Origin of the sequence: Pseudomonas vanderleydeniana (genome assembly GCF_014268755.2) — a bacterium.
Lineage (GTDB): Bacteria > Pseudomonadota > Gammaproteobacteria > Pseudomonadales > Pseudomonadaceae > Aquipseudomonas > Aquipseudomonas vanderleydeniana.
In genome coordinates this window covers 2,301,379-2,315,244 of sequence record NZ_CP077093.1, presented here as the reverse complement: position 1 = coordinate 2,315,244, position 13,866 = coordinate 2,301,379, and the positions used below count along the sequence as shown (strand labels likewise).

At 59.5% G+C, this 13,866-nt stretch carries 9 protein-coding genes and 3 tRNA genes; 1 reads left to right on the top strand and 11 read right to left on the bottom strand.

Translation table 11 applies throughout. From position 1 onward, the window contains the following. Window positions 1–5 precede the first annotated feature (5 nt). The 9 genes from HU752_RS10430 to HU752_RS10390 all read right to left on the bottom strand — a co-directional run bounded on the left by HU752_RS10430 (window position 6) and on the right by HU752_RS10390 (window position 9,249). Window positions 6–1,865, bottom strand: coding sequence for a SurA N-terminal domain-containing protein (locus tag HU752_RS10430; RefSeq protein WP_186681726.1), 1,860 nt, complete (start codon window positions 1,863–1,865; stop codon window positions 6–8). 242 nt (window positions 1,866–2,107) lie between these two features. Further along, window positions 2,108–2,380: an HU family DNA-binding protein gene (locus tag HU752_RS10425; RefSeq protein ID WP_003183171.1), complete on the bottom strand. Its 273-nt coding sequence runs from the start codon at window positions 2,378–2,380 to the stop codon at window positions 2,108–2,110. 149 nt (window positions 2,381–2,529) lie between these two features. Then, complete coding sequence (gene lon, locus HU752_RS10420) at window positions 2,530–4,926, bottom strand: endopeptidase La (RefSeq protein WP_186681728.1); 2,397 nt, start codon at window positions 4,924–4,926, stop codon at window positions 2,530–2,532. A gap of 168 nt (window positions 4,927–5,094) precedes the next feature. Beyond that, window positions 5,095–6,378, bottom strand: a complete 1,284-nt coding sequence (gene clpX, locus HU752_RS10415) for an ATP-dependent Clp protease ATP-binding subunit ClpX (RefSeq protein WP_017906644.1) — start codon at window positions 6,376–6,378, stop codon at window positions 5,095–5,097. A 112-nt stretch (window positions 6,379–6,490) separates the two neighbouring features. Then, window positions 6,491–7,126 carry an ATP-dependent Clp endopeptidase proteolytic subunit ClpP gene (gene clpP, locus HU752_RS10410; RefSeq protein WP_186681730.1) on the bottom strand — a complete coding sequence of 212 codons (636 nt, stop codon included), beginning with the start codon at window positions 7,124–7,126 and terminating at the stop codon, window positions 6,491–6,493. Window positions 7,127–7,213: 87 nt separating this feature from the next. Further along, a complete protein-coding gene (gene tig / locus HU752_RS10405; protein ID WP_186681732.1) occupies window positions 7,214–8,524 on the bottom strand; it encodes a trigger factor in 1,311 nt (436 codons plus the stop codon). A gap of 396 nt (window positions 8,525–8,920) precedes the next feature. Next, window positions 8,921–9,005, bottom strand: a tRNA-Leu gene (locus HU752_RS10400). Window positions 9,006–9,063: 58 nt separating this feature from the next. Next, a tRNA-His gene (locus HU752_RS10395) sits at window positions 9,064–9,139 on the bottom strand. A gap of 33 nt (window positions 9,140–9,172) precedes the next feature. Further along, window positions 9,173–9,249 (bottom strand) — tRNA-Arg (locus tag HU752_RS10390). A gap of 289 nt (window positions 9,250–9,538) precedes the next feature. Here HU752_RS10390 and folD point away from each other — a divergent pair. Continuing rightward, window positions 9,539–10,393 (top strand): bifunctional methylenetetrahydrofolate dehydrogenase/methenyltetrahydrofolate cyclohydrolase FolD, encoded by an 855-nt coding sequence (gene folD, locus HU752_RS10385; RefSeq protein ID WP_186681733.1) that lies wholly within the window; start codon window positions 9,539–9,541, stop codon window positions 10,391–10,393. A 221-nt stretch (window positions 10,394–10,614) separates the two neighbouring features. Here folD and cysS read toward each other — a convergent pair whose 3' ends face one another. Then, window positions 10,615–11,997: a cysteine--tRNA ligase gene (gene cysS / locus HU752_RS10380; RefSeq protein WP_186681735.1), complete on the bottom strand. Its 1,383-nt coding sequence runs from the start codon at window positions 11,995–11,997 to the stop codon at window positions 10,615–10,617. A gap of 18 nt (window positions 11,998–12,015) precedes the next feature. Next, window positions 12,016–13,713 (bottom strand): glutamine--tRNA ligase/YqeY domain fusion protein, encoded by a 1,698-nt coding sequence (locus HU752_RS10375; RefSeq protein WP_186681737.1) that lies wholly within the window; start codon window positions 13,711–13,713, stop codon window positions 12,016–12,018. Window positions 13,714–13,866: the final 153 nt, after the last annotated feature.

Genomic DNA, 13,866 nt, shown 5'->3' with positions numbered 1-13,866 from the left:
CGACTTCAGAAGCGCTTGATTTCCGCTTCGCTTTCCAACTGCTTGCGATACGCGGCGAAGTCCTGCTGGCCACTGCGCGAAGCGAGGAAGCGACGGTACGACGCCTTCTCCTGGTCGGTCGGTGCAGCACCTTCGTTGACGCCGTTCAGGCGCACGATGACCAGGTTGCCATCGGCCAGGGTCACGGTGTCGAAGGTCGGCTTGTCCTTGGCTACAGGCTTGGGCATGCGGAACAGCGCCTGCAGCACGGCCGGATCGACGCCTTCCTGGGCACGGGTGGCCGCTTCCTGGACCTTCCAGGACTGGCCGGCCGGCAGGGCCTTGCCTTCACGCAGGCTGGCGATCAGCTCATCAGCCTTGACCTTCGCAGCCGCGGTAGCGTGCTCCTTGGTCAATTGCTTGCGGATGGCCGCATCGACGCTTTCCAGCGGCAGTTGCTCCGGCTTGCGGTGCTCCTTGGCGCGCAGGACGATGACGGTGTCCGGATCCAGGTCGATGGCGCTGCTGTTGGCCCCTTCGTCCAGCACTTCAGGACTGAACGCAGCAGTCACCACGGCACGGTTGGCCGCGATGCCTTCACCGCCTTCACGACCGAACGGTGCGGTGGTCTGCACCTTCAGGTTCAGGTCCTGGGCCGGCTGGGCCAGGTCGGAAGCTTCGAACGAGGAGTCCTCGAGCTGCTTGGTCGCCTCGACGAAACGCTGCTCGACCTGCTGGGCTTTCAGCTCGCGGGTCAGCTTGTCCTTGAGGCTGGCGAAGGTGGGCACCTCAGGTGCCTCAACGCCCAGCAGCTTGATCAGGTGGTAGCCGAATTCGCTGCGCACCGGAGCCGAGACCTGACCCTTGTTCAGGGCATACAGCGCCTTCTCGAAAGCCGGATCGTAGACATCAGGACCAGCGAAACCGAGGTCGCCGCCATTGTTGGCCGAACCCGGGTCCTGGGAGAACTGCTTGGCTAGAGCCGCGAAGTCCTCACCCTTGGCCACACGCTGCTGGATCTCTTCGATCTTCGCCTTGGCCTGGGCATCGGTGACCTTGTCGTTCACCTCGATCAGGATGTGCGCCGCCCGGCGCTGTTCGGCCAGGTTGGACGTTTCCTTCTTGTACAGGGCCTGCAGGTCTTCGTCCTTGACGCTGACCTGGTCGAAGAAGGAAGACTTCTTCAGCTCCAGGTAATCCACGACCACCTGGTCCGGCGTCATGAACTCCTTGGCGTGCTTGTCGTAGTAGGCCTTGACCTCGTCATCGGCCAGCTTGACGGCAGCCGGGTCGCTCTTGACGGTCAGGGAGGAGAAATCGCGGGTCTGCTTCTCCAGGCGGGCAAAGGCCTGCACCTGGCTGTCAGTCACGAAACCACTGCCCGCCAAGCCGGCGCGCACCTGGCCGATCAGCATTTCCTGGGCCAGCATCTGGCGGAACTGCATGCGGCTGTAGCCCAGTTGGCGAATCACCTGGTCGAAACGGTCGGAACTGAATTTGCCATCCACCTGGAATTCAGGGGTCAGCAGGATCACCTGGTCCAGCGCCGCCTCGGAGAAGGCGAACTTCGATTTCTCGGCGCCCTGCAGCAGCAGCTTGCGATCGATCAGCCCCTTCAGAGCCGACTCGCGAAGCATTTTTTCGTCCAGCAGCGAGGGGTCGAAATCCTTGCCCAGTTGCTGCATCAGTTGGCGACGTTGCATGTCGACCGCCTGGCTCAGCTCATTCTGGGTGATTTCCTCACCATTGACCTTGGCCGCATCCTGACTGGTGGAGGTGGCCCGGAAAATGGCGTCGAAACCGGTCAGAGCCATCAGTAGAACGATGGTCCCGATGATGGTCTTGGCAATCCAGCCTTGTGAATTGTCCCTGATATTTTGCAGCATGCGTCCCCCAGAAACGGTTGAACCTCAAGAATGGACAACCGTGGAGCGTGGGTAGAGTCCGGATAGAAGAAAGGCGCATCCGAGGATGCGCCTTCTCGTAACTGGCGGAGCGGACGAGGATCGATCATTCGACTCTCGGCATGACAGGTCAGCAGCCCTGGTGGGCACGGCCAACCGCTTTACCGCTCCGCTGCCAGGTCAGGAGCGAGCCCGACCTGGGTAGGCAAAGGCTTTGAAGAAACTCAGTTGACCGCTTCTTTCAGTGCCTTACCGGCTTTGAAACCTGGCTTCTTGGCAGCCGGGATTTCCAGCGTCTTACCAGTCTGTGGGTTACGACCAGTGCGAGCAGGACGATCGGTCACGGAGAAAGTGCCGAAGCCAACCAGTACAACGGAGTCGCCAGCCTTCAGAGCGCCAGTGACGGATTCGATTACTGCGTCCAGCGCACGGCCAGCAGCGGCTTTCGGGATATCAGCAGATGCGGCGATAGCATCAATCAGTTCCGACTTGTTCACTCTAAGTCCCCTTATATCTATTGAGTATGTTTCTAAGTTTTTGGTGAAAGCTAAAACAGGTGCTGAATGGCCTACAGCCACTTATAAGAGCCGCTTTATAACAAGGGCTCTAAAAAGCTGTCAAGGAAGCCCCCCAGGCAAGATCTCTACTAATGGGTACTGATTCTTTCCTTGGAATCCGAATCGCGTTTCTCATCCTTCGCGACGATCTCCGGAACCACATCTGGCAAGGGCTCCGGGGCGTATTGCAGCGCAATTTGCAGGACTTCGTCAATCCATTTAACCGGTTTAATCTGAAGATCCTGCTTAATATTGTCAGGAATTTCCTTCAGATCACGCACGTTCTCTTCTGGAATGATCACGGTCTTGATCCCACCACGATGAGCGGCCAACAATTTTTCCTTCAGGCCACCAATCGCCAGCACCTGGCCGCGCAGGGTGATTTCGCCGGTCATGGCGACATCCGCACGCACAGGAATGCCGGTCAGAGCCGACACCAATGCTGTACACATTCCTACACCAGCGCTTGGACCGTCCTTCGGCGTAGCCCCTTCCGGCATGTGGATGTGAGTGTCGCGCTTCTCATGGAAGTCCAGCGGGATACCCAGGCTCTTCGCCCGGCTGCGCACCACGGTCTGGGCCGCGGTGATCGACTCGACCATCACGTCGCCCAGCGAACCGGTCTTGATCAGTTGACCCTTGCCCGGCACCACGGCGGCTTCGATGGTCAGCAACTCGCCACCGACCTGGGTCCAGGCCAGGCCGGTCACCTGCCCTACCTGGTCCTGCTGCTCGGCCAGGCCGTAGCGGAACTTGCGCACGCCCAGGAAGTGCTCCAGCAGGTCGGAAGTGACCTTCACCGAGAAGCGTTTTTCCACGGCATGCTCTTTCACCGCCTTGCGGCAGACCTTGGCGATCTGCCGCTCCAGGCCCCGCACCCCGGCTTCGCGGGTGTAGTAGCGGATGATGTCGCGGATCGCGTCCTCTTCGAACTCCAGCTCGCCCTTCTTCAGGCCGTTGGCCTGGATCTGCTTGGGCGACAGGTACTTGGTCGCGATGTTGATCTTCTCGTCCTCGGTGTAACCCGGCAGGCGGATCACTTCCATCCGGTCCAGCAGCGCCGGCGGGATGTTCATCGAGTTGGAGGTGCACAGGAACATTACATCGGACAGGTCGTAGTCGACTTCCAGGTAATGGTCGTTGAAATTGTGGTTCTGCTCGGGGTCCAGGACCTCCAGCAGCGCCGAGGCCGGGTCGCCGCGCATGTCGCTGCCCATCTTGTCGATTTCATCGAGCAGGAACAGCGGGTTGCGTACACCCACCTTGGTCATTTTTTGTATCAATCTTCCTGGCATCGAACCGATGTAGGTCCGGCGATGACCACGGATTTCCGCTTCATCACGCACGCCACCGAGGGCCATGCGGACGAACTTGCGGTTGGTCGCGTTGGCGATCGACTCGGCCAGGGAGGTCTTCCCGACCCCGGGAGGACCGACCAGGCACAGCACCGGCCCGCGAATTTTCTTCACGCGCTTCTGTACGGCGAGATACTCGAGGATCCGCTCCTTGACCTCGTCCAGGCCATAGTGGTCGGCATCGAGGATGTCCTCGGCACGCTTGAGGTCCAGGCGTACCTTGCTCTGGGCCTTCCACGGTACCTGCACCAGCCAGTCGAGATAGGAGCGCACCACAGTGGCTTCAGCCGACATCGGCGACATCTGCTTGAGCTTGTTCAGCTCGGCCTGGGCCTTGGCCAGGGCGTCCTTGGGCAGGCCGGCGTCATCGATGCGCTTTTTCAGCTCCTCGATTTCGTTGTGGCCCTCGTCGCCATCGCCCAGTTCCTTCTGAATGGCCTTCATCTGCTCATTCAGGTAGTACTCGCGCTGGCTGCGCTCCATCTGTTTCTTGACGCGCCCACGGATGCGTTTCTCGACCTGCAGCAGGTCGATTTCGGCATCCAGCAGCGCCAGTACGTGCTCGACGCGGGCCGGCAGCTCGATGATCTCGAGAATTTCCTGCTTCTGCTCGATTTTCAGGGCCATGTGCGCGGCCATGGTATCGACCAGGCGGCTTGGCTCATCGATGCTGTTGAGCGAGGACAGGACTTCGGCCGGTACCTTCTTGCCCAGTTGCACATATTGTTCGAACTGCGACAGCAGGCTGCGCACGAACACTTCGGATTCGCGATCCGGCGCCTCGGTTTCCTCGATCAGCGCCACTTGCGCACGGCAATGGCCGTCGACTTCGCTGAATTGTTCGACGGTACCGCGCTGCTCGCCCTCGACCAGCACCTTGACGGTGCCATCAGGCAGCTTGAGCAGTTGCAGCACAGTCGCCACGGTGCCGACCCGATACAGCGCATCTTCGCCCGGGTCATCATCGGCAGGATTACGCTGGGCCAGCAGCAGGATCTGCTTGTCACCCGTCATCGCGGCCTCGAGGGCTTCGATAGACTTCTCGCGCCCCACGAACAGCGGGATAACCATGTGCGGATACACCACGACATCACGCAATGGCAGGAGAGGCAATTCGATGGTTGTCTTCATGATTTCGCCTCTACGGCGGCCCTGAGGCCGGAAGGTGGAAAGTAAGCTTGGGTCCAAGATGGGGGTTGCCCGGGAAAAAAACAAGCACCCTTTCTTCGCAAAGACAGCAAAAGCCGGAAAAGCAAAAGGGGGCCCCAAGGCCCCCTTTCAGGTCACGCACGCCACCGCTTACGCGTCAGGTGCCGCCTTGGCGGTCGGCTCGCTGTTTTCATAGATATACAGCGGCTGGGACTTGCCTTCTATGACGCTTTCGTCGATCACCACTTTACTCACGTCGGACTGCGACGGGATTTCGTACATGGTGTCGAGCAGAATGCCCTCGAGGATGGAACGCAGGCCACGGGCGCCGGTCTTGCGCTCCAGGGCACGTCGGGCCACGGACTTCAGTGCATCGGCACGGAACTCCAGGTCAACGCCTTCCATTTCGAACAGCTTGGCGTACTGCTTGGTCAAGGCGTTCTTCGGCTCGGTGAGGATCTGCATCAGCGCAGCCTCATCCAGCTCGTCCAGGGTCGCCAGCACTGGCAGACGGCCCACGAACTCGGGGATCAGGCCAAACTTGACCAGGTCGTCCGGCTCGACTTCACGCAGGGACTCGCCAACCTTCTTGCCCTCTTCCTTGCTGCGGACCTCGGCGCTGAAGCCAATGCCGCCCTTGGTGGAACGGTTCTGGATGACCTTTTCCAGGCCGGAGAACGCACCACCACAGATGAACAGGATGTTACGGGTGTCGACCTGCAGGAATTCCTGCTGCGGGTGCTTGCGACCGCCCTGCGGCGGAACGGAAGCGACCGTGCCTTCGATCAGTTTCAGCAAGGCCTGCTGTACGCCTTCGCCAGACACGTCGCGAGTGATCGAAGGGTTGTCGGACTTGCGGGAAATCTTGTCGATTTCGTCGATGTAGACAATGCCCATCTGGGCCTTTTCCACATCGTAATCGCATTTCTGCAGCAGCTTCTGAATGATGTTCTCCACGTCCTCGCCCACGTAACCGGCCTCGGTGAGGGTGGTTGCGTCAGCGATGGTGAACGGCACATTCAGCAGGCGTGCGAGGGTTTCGGCCAGCAGGGTCTTGCCCGAGCCGGTCGGGCCGATCAGCAGGATGTTGCTCTTGCCGAGTTCGACGTCGTCGCTTTTCTTGTCGCGCTGATTCAGGCGCTTGTAGTGGTTGTATACCGCTACGGCCAGAACCTTCTTGGCACGCTCCTGACCAATGACGTACTGGTCAAGGATGCCGCTGATTTCTTTAGGCGAAGGCAATTTATGCGCGCTGCTCTCGGCCTGTGCTTCCTGCACCTCCTCACGGATGATGTCATTGCACAGGTCGACGCACTCGTCGCAGATAAAGACGGAGGGGCCGGCAATCAATTTGCGCACTTCATGCTGGCTTTTGCCACAGAAGGAGCAATAAAGCAGCTTGCCGTTGTCCTCGCCGTTGCGGGTGTCAGTCATTCGTTCGATCCAAATCCGATAGGCTTGCAACACAAGATGAAGGCTATTGCAGGCTTTTTCAAGCCCGCAGGTGATCGGACCGGCCGACCACCCCTATTTTGTGCCGCTTATTTCACGCAGGGCGCTTTTCGATCACTTCGTCGATCAGGCCGTAGTCACGTGCAGCGGTTGCGCTCATGAAGTTGTCGCGGTTGGTGTCGCGCTCGATCTCTTCAAGGGTACGCCCACTGTGCTTGGCCATCAGCGTGTTGAGGCGCTCGCGGATGAACAGGATTTCCTTGGCGTGGATTTCGATGTCCGAAGCCTGACCCTGGAAACCGCCCAGTGGCTGGTGAATCATCACGCGCGAGTTCGGCAGGCAGAAACGCTTGCCCTCGGCACCTGCGGTCAGCAGGAATGCGCCCATGCTGCAGGCCTGGCCGATACAGGTGGTCGACACGTTCGGCTTGATGAACTGCATGGTGTCGTAGATCGACATGCCCGCAGTGACCGAACCACCCGGGGAGTTGATGTACAGATGGATGTCCTTGTCCGGATTTTCCGCTTCAAGGAACAGCAGTTGCGCACAGATCAGGTTGGCCATGTAGTCCTCTACAGGGCCCACCAGGAAGATCACTCGCTCCTTGAGCAGACGCGAGTAGATGTCATAGGCGCGCTCGCCGCGAGCGGACTGCTCGACAACCATCGGGACCAGGCCGCCAGCGGCCTGGATATCAGAGTTCTGCTGAATATAAGAATTACGGAACATGCTCTGCACCCAAATAGTCATGTCTTGAATACGCATAAGCCAGCTCGAGGCTGGCTTATGGTGTGTATTTTCCAACGAGTCAGAAAATCAGTCGGCTTGTGGAGCTTCCGCCGGCTTGACTGCTTCTTCGTAGGAGACCGATTTATCGGTCACTTTCGCCTTCTGCAGAACAGTATCCACAACTTGTTCTTCCAGCACAACCGAACGAACTTCGTTCAGTTGCTGGTCGTTCTTGTAGTACCAGGATACAACTTGCTCTGGTTCCTGGTAGGCCGACGCCATTTCCTGGATCAGTTCGCGAACACGGTCTTCATCAGGCTTGAGGTCGAATTGCTTGACCACTTCAGCCACGATCAGACCCAGAACTACGCGACGCTTGGCTTGTTCTTCGAACAGCTCGGCCGGCAGTTGGTCAGGCTTGATGTTGCCGCCGAACTGCTGGACAGCCTGCACGCGCAGACGGTTCACTTCGTTCACCAGCAGGGCCTTTGGCACTTCGATCGGGTTGGCAGCCAGCAGGCCGTCCATTACCTGGTTCTTGACCTTGGACTTGATGGCCTGACGCAGTTCGCGCTCCATGTTCTTGCGAACTTCGGTGCGGAAGCCGTCCAGGCCGCTTTCCTTGATACCGAACTGTGCGAAGAAGGCTTCGTTCAGCTCAGGCAGGGTTGGCGCGGAAACAGTGTTCACGGTGACGGTGAACTCGGCGGTTTTGCCAGCCAGGTCCAGGTTCTGGTAGTCCTCTGGGAAGGTCAGGTTCAGAACGCGCTCTTCACCAGCCTTTGCACCCACCAGGCCGTCTTCGAAGCCAGGGATCATGCGGTTGGAACCCAGCACCAGCTGGGTACCCTTGGCGGAACCGCCAGCGAATGCCTCGCCGTCGACCTTGCCCACAAAATCGATGTTCAGCTGGTCTTCGTTCTGGGCGGCACGCTCGGCCACTTCGAAACGGGTGTTCTGCTTGCGCAGGATTTCCAGCATGTTGTCCAGGTCGGCATCAGCCACTTCGGCGCTCAGGCGCTCGACGGCGATGGAGTCGAAACCGGCAACGGTGAACTCGGGGAACACTTCGAAAGTGGCGATGTATTCCAGGTCCTTGCCCTTCTCCAGCACTTTCGGCTCGACCGAAGGCTGACCGGCAGGGTTCAGCTTCTGCTCGACCACTGCTTCATAGAAGGAAGCCTGGATCACGTCACCTACCGCTTCCTGGCGGGCATCAGCTTCGAAACGCTGACGAATCACGCTCATTGGCACCTTGCCAGGACGGAAGCCTGCAATCTTGGCCTTTTGGGCAGTCTGCTGCAGACGCTTGTTGACCTGGGTCTCGATGCGCTCAGCTGGCACGGTGATGCTCATGCGGCGCTCAAGAGCCGATGTATTTTCAACAGAAACTTGCATGGATATTCCTCGTTGCACAGACGTTAGCCGGCCGTTTCCGACCTCAGAAGCAAGGGCATGCATTCTAGTGGGTCATACTCAAGAAGTCACCCCGCTGAAAACGAGCAGGAAACAGCCGGTCATTATTCGTCGGAACAGGCTGTTGGCATCCTTTTCCGACAACACGCAATCACTTGTGCCAGAGCCGTCGCCCCGGCTTTCCCGAGGGAAGCAGGGAGCTGGACGGCACCCTGGCTATCGGCCCGCCAAACAGACCGAAGGTAAACCGACACCATCCGGCAACAACACGATCGCGACCAGGCACAACACCCCGGCAGCGAACTCGTCGAGCCCTGAAACAAAAACGGCGCAGCCCTTATTCAGGTGCTGCGCCGTCTTTTGTATGTGAAGCCAATTTGGTGCGGACGAAGAGACTCGAACTCTTACGCCTCGCGGCGCTGGAACCTAAATCCAGTGTGTCTACCAATTCCACCACGTCCGCGGATCAAACCGTTAAAGCAAAGACGCCAGATGATTAATCTGGCGTCTTTATTCGAATATGGGGTGGACGATGGGGATCGAACCCACGACAACAGGAGTCACAATCCTGTGCTCTACCAACTGAGCTACGCCCACCATATTGCGTTACTTGTGCCAAAGCTGCCTAAATGGCGCACCCGGCAGGACTCGAACCTGCGACCATCCGCTTAGAAGGCGGATGCTCTATCCAGCTGAGCTACGGGCGCCTTTTTAATCTGTACTCTATTATGACTACAAATTAAGAGCTTCAATCTCGCTGAGCTAGGCTGTAACATCCACCCATTCAGCTCGACCTTCTTAACCAGTGCTAGGCTGTGCCCGACAAGTGCGACGAATGTTATAGACGAGTCGGAAGGTCGTCAACTCTTTTTTGAAAAAAATTTAGAAATATAAAGGAGTTAGGGGAATATCCAGACCAAGCGCCTTTGCCCTCGCGCCCTGGCGTGCGAGAATGTGCGCTCTTTTTCCACCCCTTTCGATGGTTAATCACGCGTCATGACTGCACAACTAATCGACGGCAAGGCGATCGCCGCTCGTCTGCGCCAGCAGATCGCTCAACGTGTCGCCGAGCGTCGCCAGCAGGGCCTGCGTACGCCAGGCCTCGCAGTGATTCTGGTCGGCAGCGATCCTGCCTCCCAGGTATATGTCTCGCACAAGCGCAAGGACTGCGAAGAGGTCGGCTTCATTTCGCAAGCCTATGACCTGCCCAGCGACACCACGCAAGAGGCGTTGACCGAGTTGATCGACCGCCTGAATGACGACCCGAGCATCGACGGCATCCTTCTTCAGTTGCCACTGCCGGAGCATCTGGATGCGTCCAAGCTGCTGGAGCGCATTCGCCCGGACAAGGATGTGGACGGTTTCCATCCTTATAACGTCGGCCGCCTGGCCCAGCGTATCCCGCTGCTGCGCCCGTGCACGCCGAAAGGCATCATGACCCTGCTGGAAAGCACCGGTGCCGACCTGTACGGCATGAATGCGGTGATCGTTGGCGCTTCCAACATCGTTGGCCGCCCGATGGCCATGGAACTGTTGCTGGCTGGCTGCACCGTCACCGTAACCCACCGCTTCACCAAGGACCTGGCCGGCCACGTCGGCCGTGCCGACCTGCTGGTGGTGGCCGCCGGCAAGCCGGGCCTGGTCAAGGGCGAGTGGGTCAAGGAAGGCGCCATCGTCATCGACGTGGGCATCAACCGCCAGGAAGACGGCAAACTGGTAGGCGACGTGGTCTACGAGACCGCCCTGCCCCGCGCCGGCTGGATCACGCCGGTTCCAGGTGGTGTCGGCCCGATGACTCGTGCCTGCCTGCTGGAAAACACCCTGTATGCGGCTGAGTCGCTGCACGCCTGATCGGTGACAACAGTAAAAAACAAAGGCACCTTCGGGTGCCTTTGTTGTTTGTGGGCGTCCTGTTCGCGGATAAATCCGGCTCCCACGGACTTTCGGCGCACACAAAATACCTGCCTGGTGCCAACGGCTGTGGGAGCCGGATTTATCCGCGAACGGGGACACCGCCAATCTCACAAACAAAAACCCGCACAAGGCGGGTTTCCGTTCATTCAGCGCACGATTCAGTCAGCCAGGCGCCAGGTCGTACCGCCCTTGCCGTCTTCCAGCACCACGCCCATGGCGGTGATCTGGTCGCGGATACGGTCGGACTCAGCCCAGTCCTTGTTGGCCCGCGCCGCCAGGCGCGCCTGGATCAACGCTTCGACCTGCGCCGCATCGACACGCCCTTCGGCGCCCGCCTGCAGGAACTCGTCCGCCTCCAGCTGCAGCACGCCCAACACATCGGCCAACTGCTTGAGACGCGCCGCCAACCCTGCCGCCGCATCGACATCGATCTCACGCAGGCGGTTGATCTCGCGCACCATCTCGAACAGTACCGCACAAGCCTCGGGGGTGCCGAAGTCGTCGTTCATCGCCTGGGTGAAACGCTCGACGAACGCCTCGCCACCGGCAGCCGGCACGCTCGGCAGGCCTTTCAACGCATGGTAGAAACGCTCCAGGGCGCCCTTGGCGTCCTTGAGGTTGTCTTCCGAATAGTTGATCGCGCTGCGGTAGTGGCTTGCCACCAGCAGGTAACGCACGACTTCCGGATGGTACTTGTCCAGCACATCGCGAATGGTGAAGAAGTTGTTCAGGGACTTGGACATCTTCTCGCCATTGATGCGGATCATGCCGCAGTGCATCCAGGCATTGGCGTAGGTCTTGCCGGTGGCCGCCTCGCTCTGGGCGATTTCGTTCTCGTGGTGCGGGAACTCCAGGTCACTGCCGCCGCCATGAATGTCGAAGGTCTCGCCCAGGCAGCAGGTCGACATCACCGAGCATTCGATGTGCCAGCCCGGACGCCCCGCCCCCCATGGCGACTCCCAGCTCGGCTCGCCCGGCTTGGCTGCCTTCCACAGGACGAAGTCCAATGGATCCTGCTTGGACTCGTCGACCTCGATCCGTGCACCGATGCGCAGGTCCTCGATCTTCTTGCGCGACAGCTTGCCGTAGCCCATGAACTTGCCGACGCGGTAGTACACGTCGCCGTTACCCGGCGCGTAGGCGTAGCCCTTGTCGATCAGGGTCTGGATCATCGCGTGCATGCCAGCGATATGATCGGTGGCACGCGGCTCCATGTCCGGCTTCCTGATGTTCAGCCGGGCTTCGTCCTCATGCATCGCCGCGATCATGCGCTCGGTGAGCGCCTCGAACGACTCGCCGTTTTCGTTGGCCCGATTGATGATCTTGTCGTCGATGTCGGTGATGTTGCGCACATAGGTCAGGTCATAACCACTGAAACGCAGCCAGCGGGTCACCAGGTCGAAGGCGACCATGCTGCGGCCATGGCCCAGGTGGCAGAAGTCGTACACGGTCATGCCGCACACGTACATGCGCACCTTGTTGCCATCGAGCGGCTTGAAGACTTCTTTGCTCTTGGTGAGCGTGTTGTAGATCGTTAGCACGTTAATTCCTTGACTGAATCACTGACCCCAGGAGTCGCGCAGGGTCACGGTACGGTTGAATACCGGGGCGCCTGGTTTCGAGTCCTTGATATCCGCGCAGAAGTAGCCTTCGCGCTCGAACTGGAAACGGTCCTCCGGCTGTGCGTTGCCCAACGAAGGTTCGGCACGACAACCAGTGAGCACTTGCAGGGAGTCAGGGTTGATGTTGTCCAGGAAGCTGGCGCCGTCTTCGGCCTTCTCCGGGTTCGGCGACCGGAACAGGCGATCGTACAGGCGCACTTCGCACTCGACGCTGGCAGCCGCCGGCACCCAGTGGATCACGCCCTTGACCTTGCGGCCCTCGGGGTTCTTGCCCAGGGTGTCCGGATCGTAGGAGCAGCGCAGTTCGACGATATTGCCGTCGGCATCCTTGATTGCCTCGTCGGCACGAATCACGTAGCTGCCGCGCAGGCGTACTTCACCGGCCGGTTCCAGGCGCTTGTAGCCCTTCGGTGGCTCTTCCATGAAGTCGTCGCGATCGATGTAGATCTCGCGGGCGAACGGCAGCTGGCGCACGCCCATGTCTTCCTTCGGATGGCATGGCAGTTCGAGATTCTCGACCTGACCTTCCGGATAGTTGGTGATCACCACCTTCAGCGGGCGCAGCACGCACATGGCGCGTGGCGCACTCTGGTCGAGGTCGTCACGGATGCTAAACTCCAGCATGCCGAAATCCACCACGCCGTCGGAACGGTTGGTACCGACCATCTCGCAGAAATTGCGGATCGACTTCGGCGTGTAGCCACGGCGACGGAAACCCGACAGGGTCGACATGCGCGGATCGTCCCAGCCGTTGACGTGCTTCTCGTCCACCAGTTGCTTGAGCTTGCGCTTGCTGGTGATGGTGTAGTTCAGGTTCAGCCGCGAGAACTCGTACTGGCGTGGCTTGCACGGTACCGACAGGTTGTCCAGGAACCACTCGTACAGCGGACGATGGCTTTCGAACTCCAGGGTGCAGATCGAATGGGTAATGCCCTCGATGGCATCCGACTGGCCGTGGGTGAAGTCGTAGATCGGGTAGATGCACCACTTGTCACCGGTCTGGTGGTGGTGGGCATGGCGAATACGATAGAGGATCGGGTCGCGCAGGTTCATGTTCGGCGAAGCCATGTCGATCTTGGCCCGCAGTACGCGCTCACCGTCCTTGAACTCGCCCGCCTTCATGCGGGCGAACCAGTCGAGGTTTTCCTCTACCGAACGGTCACGGAACGGACTGTTCTTGCCCGGCTCGGTCAGGCTGCCACGGTACTCCTTGGCCTGCTCGGGGGTCAGGTCGTCGACATAGGCCTTGCCGGCCTTGATCAGTTCGACCGCCCAGTCGTGCAACTGGTCAAAATACTGCGAGGCATAGCGCACCTCGCCAGCCCACTGGAAGCCCAGCCACTTGACGTCGCGCTCGATGGCGTCGATGTATTCCTGATCTTCCTTGGCCGGGTTGGTGTCGTCGAAACGCAGGTTCGTGACACCACCGAACTCCTGGGCCAGGCCGAAGTTCACGCAGATCGACTTGGCGTGGCCAATGTGCAGGTAGCCATTGGGCTCAGGCGGAAAACGGGTGACGATCTGGGTGTGCTTGCCCGAATCCAGGTCGGCCTGAATGATCGGGCGCAGGAAGTTGACCGGGACAGCCGGGCCGGTCTTGGCGTTCGAAGTAGGGTCGACAGTGGGCTTGCTCATAAGATCCTTGGACGTAACAAGTGCGTGGCCCGGATAGGCCGGGTCAATCAAAACTCCTATCATAGCCGAACCTGTCAAGCCCCTGACAGGGCTAGCCGGAAAACCGCTGCTTTTAATACTGGCGCTATAAAAACCCTCGAAATGCCCCGCAAG

What these genes read in the sequence shown, in the direction of transcription:
- folD (WP_186681733.1), top strand. Translation starts at nt 9,539, where the DNA reads ATGACTGCACAACTAATCGACGGCAAGGCGATCGCCGCTCGTCTGCGC.
- HU752_RS10375 (WP_186681737.1), bottom strand. Translation starts at nt 13,713, where the DNA reads ATGAGCAAGCCCACTGTCGACCCTACTTCGAACGCCAAGACCGGCCCG.
- clpP (WP_186681730.1), bottom strand. Translation starts at nt 7,126, where the DNA reads ATGTTCCGTAATTCTTATATTCAGCAGAACTCTGATATCCAGGCCGCT.
- lon (WP_186681728.1), bottom strand. Translation starts at nt 4,926, where the DNA reads ATGAAGACAACCATCGAATTGCCTCTCCTGCCATTGCGTGATGTCGTG.
- clpX (WP_017906644.1), bottom strand. Translation starts at nt 6,378, where the DNA reads ATGACTGACACCCGCAACGGCGAGGACAACGGCAAGCTGCTTTATTGC.
- tig (WP_186681732.1), bottom strand. Translation starts at nt 8,524, where the DNA reads ATGCAAGTTTCTGTTGAAAATACATCGGCTCTTGAGCGCCGCATGAGC.
- HU752_RS10430 (WP_186681726.1), bottom strand. Translation starts at nt 1,865, where the DNA reads ATGCTGCAAAATATCAGGGACAATTCACAAGGCTGGATTGCCAAGACC.